General features: G+C 64.9%; 13 protein-coding genes. 7 read left to right on the forward strand and 6 right to left on the reverse strand.

Going from position 1 to position 19,064, the window contains the following annotated elements; genetic code table 11:
• The 3 genes from NUM_RS02840 to NUM_RS02850 all read left to right on the forward strand — a co-directional run.
• Positions 1–414, forward strand: a 414-nt coding sequence (locus NUM_RS02840) for a DDE-type integrase/transposase/recombinase (protein WP_207122948.1), incomplete at its 5' end; no start/stop codon positions are given.
• Positions 415–1,112: 698 nt separating this feature from the next.
• Positions 1,113–1,841 carry a hypothetical protein gene (locus tag NUM_RS02845; protein WP_207122949.1) on the forward strand — a complete coding sequence of 243 codons (729 nt, stop codon included), beginning with the start codon at positions 1,113–1,115 and terminating at the stop codon, positions 1,839–1,841.
• Positions 1,842–2,754: 913 nt separating this feature from the next.
• Positions 2,755–4,320 carry a CBS domain-containing protein gene (locus NUM_RS02850; RefSeq protein ID WP_207122950.1) on the forward strand — a complete coding sequence of 522 codons (1,566 nt, stop codon included), beginning with the start codon at positions 2,755–2,757 and terminating at the stop codon, positions 4,318–4,320.
• A gap of 65 nt (positions 4,321–4,385) precedes the next feature.
• On the opposite strand, the gene NUM_RS02855 is transcribed toward NUM_RS02850, so the two are convergent.
• The 5 genes from NUM_RS02855 to NUM_RS37595 form a co-directional block, all read right to left on the reverse strand.
• Positions 4,386–5,462, reverse strand: coding sequence for a hypothetical protein (locus tag NUM_RS02855; protein ID WP_207122951.1), 1,077 nt, complete (start codon positions 5,460–5,462; stop codon positions 4,386–4,388).
• A gap of 1,655 nt (positions 5,463–7,117) precedes the next feature.
• Positions 7,118–9,208: a hypothetical protein gene (locus tag NUM_RS02860; protein ID WP_207122952.1), complete on the reverse strand. Its 2,091-nt coding sequence runs from the start codon at positions 9,206–9,208 to the stop codon at positions 7,118–7,120.
• Between the two features lie 71 nt (positions 9,209–9,279).
• Entirely contained in the window at positions 9,280–11,493 is a 2,214-nt protein-coding gene (locus NUM_RS02865) for a hypothetical protein (RefSeq protein WP_207122953.1), read from the reverse strand.
• On the reverse strand, positions 11,477–12,178 hold the full coding sequence (locus NUM_RS02870) for a hypothetical protein (RefSeq protein ID WP_207122954.1): 702 nt from the start codon (positions 12,176–12,178) through the stop codon (positions 11,477–11,479). Before NUM_RS02870 ends, NUM_RS02865 begins: the two co-directional genes overlap by 17 nt.
• A 113-nt stretch (positions 12,179–12,291) precedes the next feature.
• Entirely contained in the window at positions 12,292–12,417 is a 126-nt protein-coding gene (locus NUM_RS37595) for a hypothetical protein (protein WP_263975097.1), read from the reverse strand.
• Between the two features lie 202 nt (positions 12,418–12,619).
• On the opposite strand from NUM_RS37595, the gene NUM_RS02875 reads away from it, so the two are divergent.
• Positions 12,620–13,630, forward strand: coding sequence for a hypothetical protein (locus NUM_RS02875; protein ID WP_207122955.1), 1,011 nt, complete (start codon positions 12,620–12,622; stop codon positions 13,628–13,630).
• Positions 13,631–14,276: 646 nt separating this feature from the next.
• On the opposite strand, the gene NUM_RS02880 is transcribed toward NUM_RS02875, so the two are convergent.
• Positions 14,277–15,005 (reverse strand): FadR/GntR family transcriptional regulator, encoded by a 729-nt coding sequence (locus NUM_RS02880; protein WP_207122956.1) that lies wholly within the window; start codon positions 15,003–15,005, stop codon positions 14,277–14,279.
• 23 nt (positions 15,006–15,028) lie between these two features.
• On the opposite strand from NUM_RS02880, the gene NUM_RS02885 reads away from it, so the two are divergent.
• The 3 genes from NUM_RS02885 to NUM_RS02895 are packed head-to-tail and all read left to right on the forward strand — an operon-like array spanning position 15,029 to position 19,064.
• A complete protein-coding gene (locus tag NUM_RS02885; RefSeq protein ID WP_207122957.1) occupies positions 15,029–17,221 on the forward strand; it encodes a dipeptide ABC transporter ATP-binding protein in 2,193 nt (730 codons plus the stop codon).
• Positions 17,221–18,117 (forward strand): ABC transporter permease, encoded by an 897-nt coding sequence (locus tag NUM_RS02890; protein ID WP_207122958.1) that lies wholly within the window; start codon positions 17,221–17,223, stop codon positions 18,115–18,117. The genes NUM_RS02885 and NUM_RS02890 overlap by 1 nt, the downstream gene beginning before the upstream one ends.
• Positions 18,117–19,064 (forward strand): ABC transporter permease, encoded by a 948-nt coding sequence (locus NUM_RS02895; RefSeq protein ID WP_207122959.1) that lies wholly within the window; start codon positions 18,117–18,119, stop codon positions 19,062–19,064. Before NUM_RS02890 ends, NUM_RS02895 begins: the two co-directional genes overlap by 1 nt.

The following is a 19,064-nucleotide window of genomic DNA, read 5'->3' on the forward strand; positions in this document are numbered from 1 at the left end:
CTGTGGTCCAACCGGATCGTCGGCTACTCGATCGGCTCCCGGATGACCTCTGATCTGGCGGTCGCCGCGTTGCAGCACGCCATCGGGCTGCGTTGCCCCGCCGCCACGATCGTGCATTCCGACCGGGGCAGCCAGTTCCGGTCCCGGAAATACGTCACCACACTGCGCCAGGCTGGGCTGACCGGGTCGATGGGACGGGTCGGTGCCTGCGGCGACAACGCGGCAATGGAGTCGTTCTTCGCCCTGCTGCAGAAGAACGTCCTCAACCGCCGCCGCTGGGCCACCCGCCAAGGGCTGCGACTGGCCATCGTCACCTGGATCGAGAAGACCTACCACCGCCGACGCCGCCAAGCCCGCCTCGGACGCCTGACCCCGATCGAGTTTGAGACCATCTACACCACACACGCGGCCTGACACCACACAACCCCGAGTGTCAACAAAACTTGGGGCAGTCCCTGCTGATACGGATCACACCTGCCGGCACCAGTCACACACGACTACGGGTCGCGGCGCCACCCAACCCACACCGCAGCCACCACATCGTCGGAGCCTCAGGGAGTCAGCTGAGGGTGTCGGCGCGTCCCACGCGATATCGCACGGTGTTGCCGAGCATCGGCGACTTCGGGCACCCATCGACGATCTCCCAACGTCGGAGACGGTAGAGGAAGATCCCTGGACTTGCAGAAACCCAGGTCAGACCGGGTGTCTGGCCTGGGTTTGGTGGTGCGCCCTCAGCGACTCGAAACTCCGAACCCGCCGGTTAAGAGGCGACACCCCTGCTTAATGGCGCCGTGCGATGCCAGCAAGCCCACCTTCCAAAGCGCCGCGCCGCCCAGGATCAGCGACTGCCGCAACGTGCCTCGCCATTCGGGCGCACCAGCTAGGAACACACCGGGGGTGGGCCAGCGGTCGACTGAAGCTAATCGACCACGACTCACCGTCGCGACTGCGTAGGACACCATGCCTGCACGCGACAGGCTCGCTGTCGAGCATTTACAACACGCGAGCCTCATTGCCAAGCGTTGGCCCACCGCTGAGCGCTGGGCGTTAGTTGACTGGATGACCAGCTCCACGTACCGAAGATCACAAGGAAGCATGCGATCCTCGTTGCCATGGGAACCGCAACTGTGCCCTGGTGGCTCATGATCCTGCTCGCCGTCGCTCCGACAACGATCGCCCTGCTCGGAACGTTACTTGCCGCCCGATCACAACGGCGCAGCAGTAGAGAGGCGAATCAGATCGGCGAGCGAAACGCGGCCGCGGTGCAAAGATCGTCGCTTGCTGCAGCAGACTCCGTGAAGGTCGCCGAACGTGCCGCCAGGCAAGCTGCGCAGGCGGCTGCTCAGCTCGACTCCTTCCGCCTTCATGACGACACCATCAAAACGCTCTACTGGGCCGCCGATCACGCCATCCTCCCTGACAGTGCGCACGCGCTATTGGGGCTCGAAGTGCTCGGAACTCTCGTGAAGCAAACCGAAGACGACTCGGACTATCGCGGTCGTCGCCTTGTCAAAGCGACCAGTGAAGCCGTGACAGCGGTAGCCATTCCGACGTTCATCTCCGTTCTGACCAGTGCCGTCAAAGGCGGCGATGGGGAAGGGACGCTGAGGATCGCCGCTGTTGAGATCAACGCCGCCAAGCTGCTTCTCGCACATGAACCGAACTTGGATCCTGCGCTGCGTACGGAACTGGAGATGGTCGCAGGAGCCCGCGTCGGAACCGTGGTACACGTCAAGGTGCTGCACGCCGCCCGGCACCTGGACCCGCAGGTCGAACGTGTGCGTGAACATGAGACAGCGAGGGCGGCGGCTCCCGGCCTTGAGATCGGACTCTCTCTATGACCGCCAACCCTGCCAGGTGCTGTGATTCGTGAGGTTGTAGTACGGGGCCGGCGATGAGGAAGGACCCGCTCGTCCGCGAGGTGGCCGGATCCACCGCCCTGAAGGGTGCCGGCTGCGGCGACGCGTCGGGTGCTCGAGTTCTCCCGGGCCGCCCTACTGGCAGTGGCTGGCCGAGCCGATCAGCCAAGCATGTGGTCACCGGCCACAGCATCGACCCCCCCACACCCGCTCACCGCACAGAGATCTCGGCCGCCCTACCGCCAACCCCAGTTCCATCGGCACCCGCCACGCAGCCGACCCGAATACAAACCATGCGCTCGATCGTCGACGCCGTCGATAACCATCAGGAAGTCAGCGGGACGTGTCGTCGCATGCCGCGCGACGCCGCGCGATGTTGCGGGGCATCACCGACTCTCGGGCACCCCTCGGGCACTCCATCGGCGATCTTCGAACCTCCGGAGTAGCCGAAGATGATCTCCGGGCAAGCAAAAACCCAGGTCAGACGCCATGTCCGACCTGGGTTTGGTGGTGCGCCGTCAGGGACTCGAACCCCGAACCCGCTGATTAAGAGCCGCGCCATCCGTGCCGGATAGTCCTGTCCGATGCCGGCACGTCCACCTTCCAAGGCGCCGGCGCGCCGTCCAGGGTCAGCGACGGCCGCAACGTGCCTTGCAAGCTCGGGCGCCCCTCGGGCGCACGGCCTTGGCCTTCACTGGGTACGCCAGGTCGTCGGCCGCGGTCGGTCATTGCTCGTTCGACGAGCCTGGCTCAATTGACCGGTCATGCTCCACCGCATCGGAAGTCGTTGCCCAGATCAAACACGAAACCCGCCAACACGTTGGGGAGCAATACAGATAGTGCTGCGCTGTCCCGCACGGGTACATTCGGCCTGAGATCGGGCCGCCTGATGCGGATGCGGCACGAGCGCGATGCGGAAGCGGGAACCATGGTCAGGGCTTGGACGGTCCGCGGAGGCCAGCGCGGGGAGCGTGAAGAGCTGGCGCTTGACGAGGGGATGGTGATCGCCGGCTGGGAGGAGGTCGGCGATCTGAGCGGCTGTGAGTCGATCGCCGATGTGGGGGAAGTGCTGGCGCGGGACTATCCGGATGAGGCGCCTGCCCGGGTGGACAACTGGAAGCATCAGTTGTGGCGCTTCATCACGATGGAGACCGGAGATCTGGTCGTGATGCCCCGCAAGTTCTTGGGTGTCGTCGCCATCGGACGACTGATCGGTGGGTACGAGTATCGAAGCGAGGCTCCTCCCGGCTTCCGGCACACGCGCAAGGTCGAGTGGATGCGCACCCAGGTAGAGCGCGCCGTGATCGGTGGTGACCTGCGCGACAGCATTGGCGCATTCCTGACCGTGAGCGAGTTGCGACGTCGTGGTGCGGCGCACCGTGTCGAGACCCTGGCGCAGACCGGTGTCGACCCGGGCTACAACGGGGCCATAGAGCCCCCGGCGGATCCCGAGGCGCTGGAGCAGGACGTGCGCGACGAGGGCACCCGGCAGCTGACCGCGCGCGACCTTATCGGCCTGTGGGGCTGGCAGAGGCGCACCGGAGACGCCATCGACCTCGTCGACCGGGAGTTGTCAGCGCGAGGTTTACAGGTAGTTCCCCACTTCACAGAGGTTCAGCTCGACGGGCTGATCACGGTCTCCGCCCAGGAAGCCACGCCGACAGGAGAAGCGGCCGACGACTTGGCCGGAACTGACCTCCGCCACGCCCTCGCCACATTCAACGGCGAGGATTTGAGCCGCCACTGGCGCATCGGCAGCCTCCCCTTCGCCCGCAATGTAGTCACGGTGGGCTTCGACGAACCGCTCAACCGTGCCATCACACGCATGGTCCAGGGTGACTTCTCGCAACTGCCGGTGGTGAACCGGAACAATGTGCTGCGCGGAGTCGTCACCTGGGAAAGTATTGCCCGTGCCCAGATGGGCCACCGCGACGCGACCATACAAGCCGCGCTGGACCCTCACCCTCACACGGCTCAGGAGCAGGAGGAACTGTTCGTCCGTATCGATGACATCCAGCGCCGCGGATTCCTCATCGTCACCGACGCCGACAACCTCGTACTCGGCATACTCACCGCAGCCGACTTGGCCGACCAGCTCAAGCTCCGGGTAGAGCCCTTCATCCTGCTTGGCGAGGCGGAGCGGCGCCTCCGCCGCCTCACCGACCGGCTCACCATTGACGAGCTGCCCGAGGGCTCCGGCGTGCGCAAGGCTCGCGCCGCGGGCAAGCGCCTCACCCTCGGCCAGTACCCAGAAATCCTGAAAGACGCCACATGCTGGGCGAAGCTGGGATGGCCATACGAGCAGGACGAGCTCGTCCGCTGCGTCATCGCTGTGAAGGACTACCGAAACGAACTCGCCCACTGGGACATGGACGCCCCGGAGACGAAAACCGACGCTTTGACAGAAACCAAACAACTACTGAAGCTGCTGAAGGCAATCGACCACGACCCACGACCATGAGCTGCTGACGCACCCATGGCCGCTCTTCACCCGGAGCAAGCAGCGAACTCGTACAGCTTGCCGTGCTATCGGAGCACACAGGCAGGGGTGTCCCACGGGATGTTGGATCCAGAACTGGACCGCCTTTGGCCGCCCGCTTGAACGATAGATGCGGGTGTGAGTTCGATGGCGTAGTCGCTACCAGACAGCGCGATCACTCGCCATTTCGGCTTATGGATTGTCCTAAGCAGGATCCAGTTCGTCGAACCGGAATCACCGATCAGGCTTGCCGCGTAGGGATGTGCTCGCGTGCAGAGCCGCTCCGGGTCCTTCCCACTCACGGGGATAAGGGTTATGGGCCTGACGGTGGTATGCAGCAGTATCGATTGTTGCTCCGGGCTGACGTATCCGAGACCCATGACCTCGCCGGCAATCCGGTATTGTCCATCCGACCATCGGCCCCATTGCTGAATAGACACGATGGCGAGCGCACAGACAACAATCACCCCCACAGCAACGCTGCCGCGCGAAGCTGCCGATAGTGCTTTTGCTATACGTAAGAGGATGGCTTGTGCGGCAATGGCGAAAGAGTTGTTCGCACCCTTCAGGTGCGCTTTACAGAGTCGGCGTGCTACTAACCCAGCTCCAGTAAAGGCGATGCCGGCGGGAAGTAGCGACCATTCCGCTCCGAGCAGCAAGCGAAAGCTGAGCGAGATTAAGAGGGCCGGAAATCCTGCGATGACAGCGTAGGCGAGTCCTAATCCGAAAATCCTACCGAGGTCTCTCCCTTTATGTACCACCGAGGAGGTAATCCAGAAGGCGAGCAGGAACATCGATGCAATGTTCAACACATAAGCAAAGTACATCTTCTCCAAAACGACTGATGCGGCGAACATGAAAGCGACCACGCCCACAAAGACGAGAGCAATTCGCGTTCTTGTGCCAGTTCCAGGCTCGGCCGGTCCAAGTAAGTATCCTGCGCCTACTGCGGAAAAGAGCGGTATACCGATGGCCAATGCGATTAGGCCAGTTACTATCGCACTGCCAAGGATCGCATCGCGCTGAACTCCTACTTCTTCCGGAGTGAGACCGAACGCGCCGTAAAACGATTCGTAGGCTTGCCGGAGCATCCAGTACGCAGTACCAGATACCATCGTCGCCACAGCTACAATGACGGCAAAAACGCGACGAGCTACGGAGGCCAAAGGCAGTGGCGATCCAGGCGACGATGGTTCAGCGCGTCGCGGTCTCATTGATCCAACCCCATGACGGCGGCGTACATGACGTGTAGCCACCGTTCGATTACCCGGCGTCGCACGAACCCGAGGAGCTGTGTATCTCGTTGCGCCAGTGACGCTCTGCTGACTGCCGTCATCGAGTGTTGACTGAATCCGCGTCACCAGTTCTACCTCCGCCAGCCAAGTCACACGTCTGCGCCTGCCACAACCATTAGGCGCCCCCAACCGATCTTGCAACAACATTTCACCGACGTGGTGTCAGATATCCGCCAAGGGTTGTTCCGTAGTAGTTGGGTGGATTATGTGTTGATCTTGGAGTAGGCGGACGGTTAGCCTATTCAGTCGCAGCCACCCAGTGCTCACCGTGGCTACCGCGGACGGGAGTTCGACCGACTGATGGACGTAGCGGCCGGTCGGGCCTGACTCAGACTGACGCGCCGAACGCTGACGATTCGTCGCCAGAACAAGCCGGAGCGTTGGGTGTTGAGTCTCGACAAGCTACTGACGCCTGCGCTGGGGACTACCGGTCATCACGCTAGCTCGCGCCAAGCTGCCAAGAGCGAACAGCTCATCGTAGTGATGGAGTAACTGCTCGCTCAGATCGACGCTCGTTCTGAGCCAAACGGTCCAGGCAGTCAGTCGCGAATGGGAGAACAGGCCATTCTGCTCGATGTGCTCAGAGTTCACGGCTACACGTCGATTGCTCTCACGGCTGGCAGTGACACACGACCTCGAACGTATCGTTTACCGTCGAGGATCCGGTCGCGCAAAAACCTGTCGCCCTGCGTTGGCATCTGATACCGAGGTAGCAGGAGGGAGTATGCGCACGGTGCGGCAGGTGGAACTCGTGGGTAGAATTCCTGAGGATCTGGTGGAGACTCGTCGGACATCGCGATTGCCGCGACTTCTAAGGCGATGATCTAGGTCCGCCTTCGTGCAAGTATACGCATTAGAGAGGACTGGCGCGTGGATGGTTTGGAGTTCTTCGGCCCTTGGGAGGGGAGACCGGCCTCGTCATGGGGGACGGCCCTGGACGAGATCGAATCCGTGCTCGTTCGGACAGGACACCAACGCTCAGTTGGTTGGCGCGGTCAGGTAGACGCGAGATGGAGCCTGCATAGTGGCTTATACCGGCGACTCTTCGGAGCAAGAACGTCAGAGCGGGCCGCGCCTGGGGAAGATGACCTCCTGCACGCGGAGGAGAAGATCACACAGTACGTCAGGTCGAACTGGCAGAAGCCCTTGCTCTCGACGTTCGGATCTTGGTCGATCGCTGTCGTAGCAAGCGCTTCACCACAGCCTTGGTAGCGACACTCCTGCCCGTGATCACACTCGGCTCCGACACCTTGCCCTACAAGACATCCATCCCACGATAGAAGGCTCAGTGCAAGCGCTACGCGGCACGAAGACCGAGCACGTCGCGTCGGTCTCCCGCGCTCGTGGATGCTATTAGAATTTCCCGAGCGATCGGCGAGAGCGTGGTATCGATCTCCCGGCGGTTCGGTGTGCGTCGGATGACGGTGTGGACACACACGAAGGACTTGCTGTCGTGATCCAAGCGAGCACTGCTGGCTTGTCGGCTACTTGGAGTTCGAGGGATTGACTCGGCTGCCGGGCACCGCCACATGGATGATGTGGCGCGGCTCCGGGTCACCGTCGATGGCGAAGGCAGTGTGTCCAATCAGTGACTTGATGTGTGGCGGTGGACCGGTTGGGTCAAATGCCTTATGCCGCAACGCAACGAGGAATCCAATGCGGATGTCGTTGCCCTGGTAGGTCACCGCTTGCTTGAGGTACGCGGTCCGATTGCTCAGCGGCAGTTTCGTGTCGTCCACCTTCATCTCGACATGGACGGCGAAAGTGTCGAACTTCAACCGGATGTCGACTCGCCCGCCTCCGACGTGGGAAACCTCGTACTCGACGCGACTGCCGAGATTGCCCACCAGGTAGTTGTATAGGTCTTCATGGATCTTGTCCTCGTTCGCGGTGGTATCGAACAAATACCCGTAATGACCAGCTGAGGACCCGGTTCTGCTGGCCACGAAGTTGATGACGAGCAGCAGAAGTTGATCGACGACTCGCATGACTTCGTCTTTGTAATCTGGGCTAGTCGAAAGCGCTTCGCGCAGAACGTCAAACAGCTCCTGCTGCGCGAGATTCAGATGTGAACGCCCCGCAGCAACGTGATCGAGCTGCTCCTCCAGGGCAGTGAGTGTCGCAGGAGAAATCTGCGTGAGCAGATGTTCGTCAGCCGAACCGAGCGGGACCAGTCGGCCAAGCAGATGAGGCAGCGGCACGGACGGGGCGCCGCCGTCGGATTTTCCCGGCGTCTCACCTCCCTTGGCTACGCGCCGTGCAATCGCAATGATGCTGCGTGCGGCGTGAAGCCGAGCTGCCTCCTCATCATCAAGCTCACCGCCACCTCGTGACTCAAGTTCGGCGGCGTACTCCTCCAGATTACTCAGGTGGCTCGCGTTGCTAGCGAAACCATCGTCGATGACCGGCTGGATCAGGTCTTGCACTCCGACGATGTCGGCGCAACGAGTACCGATCCGGAACGTCCTCGCGCTGATGTAGATCGTTAAGAGGTCCCGAACGACGACTTCGGCTTGATAGAAGCCGTCCTTACCGAGTTGCTCACTCATCTGGTCGAGGTCGTCAACGAGCCTGGTCCAGGCGGCGAGTACCGCTCGCTTATTGTCGGTGTACCAATGATCCAGGCCGCTCGAATCTACGCTGAATCGCAAAATTTGCTCGCGGACAGCAGCGAGCGCGTCCACCGAGAGCGGTTTTGTAGCCATCGCGCCCATCGCGTCGCTGGAAACAACGCCGATTGTGAGTTCACGGAGAGCCTCGACGACGCGGAGCATCGGGACGGCATCAGGTCGTTGGTGGGCGTTGGCTGCTACTCCGAAGAACCTGGCTGCGTCTTCGAGATGTGGGCTCATGTCCTGGACCGAAACCGCCCGCAAAGAGCGGAGCAAAGAAGCCGTCGCAAGAACCCATGCGGCATCTGACTCGACGGCCGCGGCAAGAGCGGCGTCACCACCTTCTACAGCGTCGACGCCACCCAGGACACGAACAATGCCGACCAACGAGTCCGCTTCCGGCCAGACGTCAATAGCGGTGCTAACCGAACGGATCACGGCACGCGACATCGGGGCGGCCGTAGGAACTGTGAACTTCTGCAACAGCGCCAGGAGTGAGAAATGCGACCCGTGTCCGGCGGCAACAAGACGAGTCATGGCTTCGAGTGCGTCCGCCGATGCGAGGTCTGCGAACGCCTCTGGTTCCTCGCGGGTGAGGAAGGCCGCTGCCACGGGCTCGAGCCCGGCGACCAGCCTGGCGCCGGCAATCTGGGTGACGACTGCGCTGCCCAGGAGCGCGTCGAGCGAGTCCCGGAGGAGCGACGGCTGGGCGGTAGCGACAACGGCGTCGACGACAGCTGTCACCGCGGCGGCCGCCTCGGTGTCGCCAGGCTGGGCATCCCGAGCTACCAGAGTGGCAACGAGCGGAAGTACCGGCAGCCCAGTGAGACCAGCGGCTTCCGAGGCGATCCGCGTCCATCCCCCAAGGTCCTCAACGGCGGATGGTGGGAATGGCTTGCCACTGGCGTTCTGCACCAATCTCAGGACAGCATCGGCGAGCGATACGGCGCCGGTGTCGCTCATCTGGACTCCTCCTGAACCTGACGGTTCGTCTGATGGTTGCTCGGACTACCGACAGATCAGTTCCACCGACCTCACCACACGAAGTCGTCGCCGTCGGCGATAAGCCGGTTCTCCTCGGGTAAAAGATCCGCCAGGGGACCGGTACTCCGAGTAGCGACGATGATCTGCATGGGCGCCTCTTTTGCCACGTCCAGCAGCGCAGAAACCATCGTGGCTAGATCGCCATCAGGCATCTCCTCTGCCGCCGGCGAATCTAGAAGTAAGAAGCCGGGATGCCGGCCAATACGCTCAGCGTACCCGTGCTTGATGAGCGCAATCACTGTGGCGATCTTCAACCGCAGCTGCTCGCCTGAAGAGACAGCCCCGTACGTGGACGGATCCCCGTTCTGCCGCAACGTCATATTTGCGGCTCCGTCAAGCCTGATGTTGCTCAGGCTGTCCGCGCCAAAATTCACAACCAGGCGCTCAATCTCTGCCGAGATGGTTGCCAGTAGTGGGTCCTGATGACCTTTTACCCACTCGCTGAGAACCTTCTGCGCGGCGTCAGCTACAGCCTGCTGTACCGGGTCGACAGGCGATGCGTCCACAGGCGCGACCGGATCAGATAGCGCGTCGGCGGCGCCCTCTGCCCGCGCCAGCTCGATGTCCAGCAGCCGACGATCCTCCATCGCCTTCAATAGGGAAGCATCCAGGTCAACCTTCTCGACGAGTTCATCGTGGGCGGTCTGTAGCTCGTCGATCTGCTCGCGCAGATTAGCCATCACATTCTCGATGCTGACGCGTGCCTGCTCAAGTGCGTCGATCTCACTCGTCGGCTCATCCTCGGCTCCGTCGTCGCTGACAACGCCCACCGGGGATTCGACCAGTACCGTGGCTACGCCAGCGTCGACGGTGTCTGCAACCACGACGTTCGCCGCGAGCGCCTCCAGATTGAGGTCGCTGGTGCATACCGAGCACTTGTGGTCATCCGGCTCCGCCTTACGACGCTCGTCAGTCACGGCCGCTGCGCACCGCGGACAGATCGTTGGTTCCATTTGGTGGAAGAACTTAGTCAGCAAGGCGTGCTCGTACTCAGTGTGATGTCGTGCCTTCGCAGCCTTCAACTGCTGACGCACGGTGTCGGCAGCGACGGACCGATTCAGCAGCTGGGTCTCCAAGACGTGCATTTGACGAACCAAGTCGCTGATCTTGGCGTTAGCAGCGGCCCACTTCGATGGGTCAGGCGCGCCTGCGGGTAGGGCAGTGATTCTTGCCTTGACGGCTTCCACTGCCCCCAATGCTTGGTCCCGAGAGGTCTCCACCGCAGCCGTCGCGGTCTTGGTTCGTTCTTGCGCAGCTCTTTGCTCAGCTTCCAACGTCCCGACCACTGTTGCAGTAGTCGCCAGCACCGGCACCCAGTCCGTTCCGATGAACATCTGCATCAGACGGACACTGAGGGTCGCTTCCTTGCCGATGATTGATTTCAGATACTTCGGCCGCACCCATAACGCATTCACATAGGACGCCCACTTATGCGTTACCGGCTTTCCCGACTGTGAGACCGTGAATGCTTCTAGGCGAAGACGGTTCAACATGACCGAACTCATGGCGTCCTCGAATGACCCGTCGTCGAATGAAGCGAGGACAGTGCCTAAAGACCCGCCTTCTTGGACGACTGTTACCGTTCCGTCGCTGACCAAGCCGTTGTCGGCATTGAAGGCAACTCGAAGCGTCTCGATGCCGACAACCCAGTCGACCTCAACGTGCTCGATCCACCGTTTCACCGCGACCGAGAACTCCGCACATCGGCCGGAGAGCGACCAAAGCAGTACGTTCACAATACTCGACTTGCCGCGCAAGTTACTGCCCGACCCAATACCATTCACTCCGTCGATCGGCTGCCACGTGAAGTCGAACGGGACCAGTGCACGCACCACTGGCTCCGCAGCATCCATATCGCCCGCTTCGTCCTGGTTCTCGCCGTCGCCGGTCAAGGTCTTTAGGGTTGCCGCGTCCGCACGCACGGCATCGGTGGCCGCGTCGAGGTTTAGGCGCAACTGCCCCTCGCCGACGTCTATCGTCTCGAGCTCGCAGCCTTCTGCATCTGGATGCGAGGGGTCAAGGCGCTTTGTGCCTCGGAAGGACACTCGTGCCACACGGAGATGAACCGGCACACCTTTCGATGCCGACGTCGGGATGCCCATATCCTCAAGAAGTCGGTCCACCTCCACGGAGGTCATCTCCAGCCGGTTCTCCTTTCGGCGCCGACCAAGGGCCTTCACGATCTCGTCAGCCAGAGAACTCATCGCCCACCTCCTGCTCCATCGACGCGGATGCTTCAATACTCTCCAGCCGCTTCTGAACATGCTCAGCGATCGGCGCGATGTCCAAACCCAACTCCGTGCCGGCATACGTCGCCTGTTCGTACTGACGCTCCTTCAACTTGCTACCAACGGTGTCGCCAGCGACCAGCGCTACCAATCTGGCTTGGCGGGCGTACCAACCCAAGACAGCGTCGTCTGCCAACTCGGCCACAGCGTCCGCGCCAGCAGCGGTCAAGAACAACTGGTTACGGTGGCTCTTCGTCCCAGGCTCCCCCGAACGCCGAAAGGTCGCCAATCCGTACGTCTCCAGTAATGCCATCGCGTCATCGATCGCCTCGTACGCGCCATAGAACCACCGCGGCATCGGGTAGTAATGCAGGTCAGGCTCCGGGTCTTCCAGCAGGCCACGAGCTATCTGCAGATAGGACTCCGACAACCTTCCGTCCTCGACCTGAGAGATGATCTCGTCCGCCAAGTAGTCCGGGTTGCGCATCCAGAAATCCATCGCCTGTAAACGCAGCTCGCTGCGTACAGCCTTGACCGCAACTGGAGGGTCGCCGGCAGCAGCATCCTCGCCCGCCCGGTCAAGGAGCACGAGGAGGCGGAGAGCATGCTGTGTGCGAGTGTGAGACGGGCGCTCAACACCGGCGCCGAAGCTGGCCGTCATCGTCCTCCTCACAAGGCACCGTCACCTGCACCGCTGGTTAGCGAGTCGCCAGAACGAGCGAGGGTGAACTCGGTGAGTCTGCCCGCGCGTCGGGATCAGTCGACAGCCGCAGTCTAGGACTGCATCGATAGCTTCAGCAGGATTGATCCTATTAAACGGGGTAGTCCGGTGTCGCGCAGGAGGACGTGGTCGTTGTGGACGACCAATACGTCGCCGGGGTCGCGGATGCGCTCGGTCATGTTCCTTCACGGTAGCCCGACCAGCCGATGTCATAGGCGGTGTGCCCGGTCGGTCCGCTGCGCGTCCCTGCGCGGGGTGTCGGCGAACGATTCCCCGACGGATGTGCGCGTCGCACGGCTAGCGCCGGGGCTGACGGGCGCACCGCTGTGACAGGCCGAGTTCGAACCTGTTCCAATCGCCGCAGCAGACCGCTTCGTCGGCGTGGTCGACACCACCAAGACCAACCACAAACTCTCGATCACCGCCATCGACCGGCACGGCCATCCCGTGGTAACCGTGCGGGTCCAACCGATGTGCGGCGCGTTCGTCACCAGCCACCTGCCCGACCGCGACCTGCTGATCACCACCGACACCGACCTGAAAGTCGGCACGCTCAACGACGGCACCGCACGCTTCTTCGTCACCGCATGGGACCTACACAGTGGCCGCAAAGACTGGGGACCGGTCGACGTACCCGGACCGCACAAAGGGCCCGGCCGGATCTTCGGCGTGTTCGACCACAGCGCGGTCGCAGACCCCGACCGCCGCGACCCCACCGCCGCGATCCGCCCCACCGACGGCACCGTGTCCCACCGCTCCGACCCCGGCACGCTGCTGCTGCAGGAACACAACGGCATCCTGCTGCTGGGCGATCGGCGCGGCCACCTCCGCGCCGTCGACACCACCAGCCGACGCACCCGCTGGAGCTCCGGCAGCCTCGCGGTACCGCGCAGCGCCTCCAGCGCAGCAACGGCTCCTCGGATCGACGTCCTGGCTTCGGTCGGCGCCACCAGCGACGTGGCCCTGCTGGCCTGGCGCGTCGGCGACGGCGACCACGGCCTGCGCTACGCCGCCTACCGACTCAGCACCGGCCAAATGCTCGCCGACCTCGGCGACGAAAGTGGCGTCCAGCCCCTACCAGACGCCACCGGCACTGCTGTAGCGCTGGCAGGAGCCAAACACATCGTCGTCGCGTTCCCCGGCGGCAAACACAACACGATCGACCTCGCACGCCTCGCCGGCACACACCCCGTGAGCCTCATCGGCCACACCCTGTACACCAGGGCAGACGGCCACCACTCCATGGCCGTCGATGCCGCCACCGGACACATCCTCGCCACCGGCACGTGGCAACCACCCACCGCCGCCCTGCCCACCGGCACAGCGCTGGTCGCACCCGACCCAGACAACCCCGGCTACCTCGCCTACCGCACGACCGCCCCCATCAAGTAAAGCCCCGCTGGAAGCGGCCGCACTCCGGCCACCGTCCTCGCTGGCCCGCCCCGCATCACCGCCCAGACCCGCCAACCCCCGAAAGCAGGGACACATGAACGAGCCGCTCACCGCCAGCGCCCGACCAATTGTGCTGGTTCACGTACCGCAAGCAGATCGACTCGACACGATCGAACGCACCCTGATCAACCTGCGCACCCAACTCGGCGGCGACGCGACCATCGAAGTCGTCGCACAGGCGGACGGCCTCGACCTGCTGTTAGGCACCGCCGCCGCACCACGCCGGGACCGTCTACACCACCTCGACGTGACCATGACCATCCTGCGGCAACAGCCTAACCAGCCGCGGACTCACCAAGACCGACATTCCCCCAGAGATACAGATCGTTCAATCGGCCATGGCATACCTGGCAGAGCGCCAATGGAACGGCGGCGCCTACCTGCGCCCATGACCAAGCAACGTCGGCCGCCTGTGCGTGCTTACCATCGGTGTCGATCACGGCAGGGGCCCGCACTCCAGCTGGTTTCGCCGAACTCAAAGACCCTGCCGAGTCGGCCGAGGTCGCCGCCGACTCTCCCTCAAGCGGGCCGCGGGCGGAGTGCCGGGCACGCTCGCGCCGAGCGCGTACGGGTGCATCCGTGTCTGTCAGCGCTTCTTCGCCAGGTGATCGAGTTCCTGGCGGATGCGTTCCTCGATCCCGACGTAGTGGGCGCGGACCGATTCGCGCGCAGCGTCGACGTCCTTGGCGAGTACGGCCTCGACGATGGCGGCGTGGTCGTGGACGATCAGCATGGGATCTCGGTGCGGTACTGACAGCGTCGCCTGGTGATACGCCTGCCAGAACAGGTCGAACAGTTGCAGCAGCATCGTGTTGCCGAGGTCGGCGAACAGTAGTTGGTGGAACGCCCGGTCGGGGTCGCTGAGATCGGCGCCGTCCCTGGCGCGTTGCCGCATGGTGGCCAGCAGCTCGCGCAGTGCCGCGGCGTTCGTGTCGCTCAGCGCGGCGATCGCGTCGCCGATCAGCGCCGACTCCAGGGTCTTGCGCAGGCCGATCAGGTCGTTCAGCGCCTGCGGTTCCCGCATCAGCCCGTACGGCAGGTGTTCCAGCAGCGGCGTGAAGGAGAAGTCCCGGACATACACCCCGCTGCCGCGGCGCGTCTCCAGCACGCCGGTCGACTCCAGCGCCTTGACCGCCTCGCGCACCGAATTGCGGCTGACCCCGAACAGCCGCGCCAGTTCGGCCTCCGGCTTGAGCGGGTCGCCGGCCTGCAACCGCTCGCGAAGGATGAACCGTCGGATCTCGTCCTGGACCGCCTTGTGCAGCGGTGCCGGGCGCAACCGCGGAACCGGTGTTTCCGGTACTTGCTCGCTCACCTGGTGACCTCGTTCTCTGGTCCGTGGTGCTGGCGTCTCGCCGGCGTCGTCGTCGGGAACTGCTTGACACGGTCGTTCGGCTAACCCTAAGGTCCCTGACTTGTAGGATATCCCTCAGGTTGGGAGATGGGTCAATGCGGGCTGCCGGCTCCGGACGTCTCCGCCCCGCCACGGCCGAACCGCACCCGGTCGAGGAGCATCCCGGCGAGCCGGCGTTGCGGATCAGCGACCTGGTCGTCGAGTTCTCGACCCCCGCCGGCACCGTCCGCGCCGTCGACCACGTCACGTACCAGGTGGCGCGCGGCGAGACCCTGGCGGTCGTCGGCGAGACCGGCTCGGGCAAGAGCGTGACCGTCCTCGCCGCGCTCGGCCTGCTCTCGGCGGGCAACGTCCGCCGAGTGTCCGGGCGGGCCGAGGTGGCCGGCCAGGACCTGCTGGCGTTGCCGGCCCGGGAGCGCCGGACGCGTCTGGGCGCCGACGTCGCGATGATCTTCCAGGACCCGATGTCCGCGCTCGACCCGGTGCAGCGGGTCGGTGACCAGATCGCCGAGGCGCTGCGCGCACACGACCGCGCGCTGACCGCCCGTACGGCGCGGGCCCGGGTGCTCGAGCTGCTCACGCTGGTCGGCGTGCCGCAGCCCGCGATCCGGTACGACCAGTACCCGCACCAGTTCTCCGGCGGCATGTGCCAACGCGTCGTGATCGCGATGGCGATCGCGAACCGGCCCAAGGTGTTGATCGCCGACGAACCGACCACCGCTCTCGACGTCAGCGTCCAGGCGCAGATCCTCGAACTGCTGCGGCTGGCCGCCCGCGAGACCGGGGCGGCGACCGTGCTGATCACCCACGATCTTGGCGTCGTGGCCGAGATGGCCGACCGCGCCGCGGTCATGTACGCGGGGCGGATCGTCGAGACGGCACCGGTGGCGCGGATCTTCGACCGGCCGCAGCACCCGTACACCGCCTCGTTGTTGGCGTCGCTGCCGCGGCTGGACCAGCCCCAGGGACGGCTCCGGGCAATCCCCGGCCAGCCTCCTGACCTGCGGGAACGTTCGGCCGGGTGCGCGTTCGCGCCGCGCTGCCCGATCGGCGGCGACCGGCCCGAGTGCCGCACCGAACGGCCGGTGCTGGTTGCTCGCGACGACGGTGCGGTGGCCTGCCACCACGCCGGCCAGGCGGTCACCCTGCTGCCGCAGCCCGACGCCCGGCCGTCGGTTGCGCCTCCCGCGCGGCCCGACGACGCACCCGCTGTCGTCGAGGTCGTTGGGCTGGCCAAGGTCTTCCCCATCCGCCGCGGCCTGCTGGCCCGTACCGTCGCGACGGCCCGTGCCGTCGACGGCGTCGACCTTCGCATCGGGCATGGTTCGACCCTCGGGCTGGTCGGCGAGTCCGGCTGCGGCAAGTCGACGCTCGCCAGGTCGTTGCTCAGGCTCCTGGAGCCGACCGCGGGTTCGATCCGGATCGACGGTGCGGACCTGCTGCGGGCGAACGGCCGGCAGCTGCGCCGGCTGCGGCAGCGCGTGCAGATGGTGTACCAGGACCCGTACTCGTCGCTGAATCCGCGCCTGTCGGTGGGCGACAACGCAGCCGAGCCGTTGCGCCTCGCCGGAGTCCCGCGCACCCAGCGGCGGCGTACCGTGCTCGAACTGTTCGAGAAGGTCGGGTTGCGGCCCGAGCACGCCGACCGGCTGCCCGCGGAGTTCTCCGGCGGGCAGCGGCAGCGCGTCGCGATCGCCCGCGCGCTGGCACCCAGCCCCGCGGTGGTGATCTTCGACGAACCGGTGTCCGCGCTGGACGTGTCGGTCCAGGCGCAGGTACTCAACCTGCTCCGCGATCTGCAGGACGAGACGGGCGTGGCCTACCTGTTCGTCAGCCACGATCTCTCGGTCGTCCGGCAGATGGCCGACACGGTCGCCGTGATGTACCTCGGGGCGATCGTGGAGACCGGCGCCGCCAGCCAGCTCTATCGCCGGCCACGGCATCCGTACACCAGGGCGCTGCTGGACTCGATCCCGGTGCCCGACCCGTCGATTCGCCGGCAACGGGTTCCGCTGACCGGTGATCCGCCCGATCCGACCGCCGCGACGACCGGCTGCCGGTTCCGCAGCCGCTGCCCGCTGGGCCGCGAGCGTGCCGCGTGCGCGGACCGTACACCGGAGCTCCGGCAGGTCGACGGGCGCTGGACGGCCTGTCACTTCGCCGAGGAGGTGGCCTGATGGCGACCCTGTCGATGGCGTCCGAGCGGGTGCGGGCGCGCTCAGGCGCGCGCACGTTCTTGTCCCGGTACGCCCGGTCCCGCTCGGCCGTGGTGGGGGCGATCGGCCTGCTGGTCATCGTGGTCTGCGCGGTCGCGGCACCGTTGCTCGCCCCGTACGACCCGACGGCGCAGTCGGCCGGCTCGCTGCTCGGCCCCAGCGGCAGCCACTGGCTGGGTACCGACGATCTCGGCCGGGACATCCTGTCGCGCGCGATCTACGGCGCCCGGGCGTCGTTGACGGTGGGGTGCGGCTCCGCCGCGCTCGGCGCGCTGCTCGGCGTCCCGTTGGGCGTGGTCGCCGGCTACCTCGGGCGCTGGACCGACTCCGTCTCGATGCGGTTCGTCGACCTGCTCCTCGCCGTACCGACGGTGCTGCTGGCGCTGGTGATCACCGCCGTCATCGGGGCGAGCCGGATCAACCTGATCGTCGCGATCGGCGTCGCCGCGATACCGCAGTTCGCCCGCCTTGCGCGGGCCGCGACGCTGAGCATCCGGGACCGTGACTTTGTGGTCGCGAGCCGCGGGATGGGCGCGAGCACGCCGGACACCATGTTCCGTACCGTGCTGCTGAACCTGCTCGGACCGATCATGGTGCAGCTGGTGATCACCGCGTCGTTGGCGGTGGTGGTCGAGGCGGGCCTGAGCGTCCTCGGGCTCGGCGTACCGCCACCGACGCCGTCGTGGGGCGGCATGCTGCAGGAGGCCCGCGGCTACCTCTACCAGAGCCCGACCTTCGGGGTGTTTCCCGGTCTCTGCTTGGCCATCACCGTGTTCTGCATGGATCGGGTCGGGCACGGCCTGCGAGTCGCCGTCGGTGTCGAGAGCGCTGGTGCGACGACCCGGGCGGTGATCTGATGTCCGCCTATCTGCTCCGCCGGGTCGGTCAGTTCCTCGTCGTGCTGGTGCTCGCGTCCATCGCGGTGTGGGCCATGGTGTACGCGTTGCCCGGTGACGCGGCCACGGTGCTCGCCGGCCCGGACGCCAGCGGCCCCCAGATCGCCGCCACCCGGGCCCGGCTCGGCCTGGACAAGCCGGTCGTCGTGCAGTACCTCCTCTGGGTCAAGGGAGCGGTGACCGGCCACCTCGGCCAGTCCTTCTACTCCGCCGACTCGGTGTCCCACACCCTGGCCGAACGCATTCCAGCCACCGTCCAGCTGGCGGTACTCGGCATGCTGCTGGCGCTGCTGATCGCGATCCCGATCGGCACCCTCATCGCGTTGCGGCCGCGATCGCTGCTCGCCCGGCTGCTCCACGGCTACCTGACCGCCGGGCTGGCGATCCCGTCGTTCTGGCTGGCGCTGTTGCTGATCATCACGCTCGCGGTACGCACGCACGCGTTGCCGGCCACCGGCGACTACGTCAACTTCTGGCAGCACCCGGTGGCCGCCCTGCGCTGGTCGATCCTGCCCGCGATCGCCGTCGCGGTACACGGCTCGTGCATCATCGCCCGGTTCCTAGCGACGTCGCTGTCCGAGGTGATGCAACGCGACTTCATCCGTACGGTGCGGGCCAAGGGCGTCCGCGAATCGCGGGTGGTCATCCGCCACGCGATGCGAAACGCGGCACTGCCCACCGTGACCGTGGTCGGCATCCAGCTCGGCAGCCTGCTCGGCGGAACCGTGGTCATCGAGGCCCTCTTCAACTATCCCGGCCTCGGTCGGCTGCTCTACACCTCGATCGGTCAGCGCGACTACGCCGTGGTGCAGGGCGGCGTGCTGTTCGTGGTGGTCGTCTTCCTGGTGCTCAACCTGCTCGTCGATCTCCTCTACGCCTACCTCGACCCTCGTATCCGTCTGGCGTGA

Source organism: Actinocatenispora comari (genome assembly GCF_017312725.1).
Lineage (GTDB): Bacteria > Actinomycetota > Actinomycetes > Mycobacteriales > Micromonosporaceae > Actinocatenispora > Actinocatenispora comari.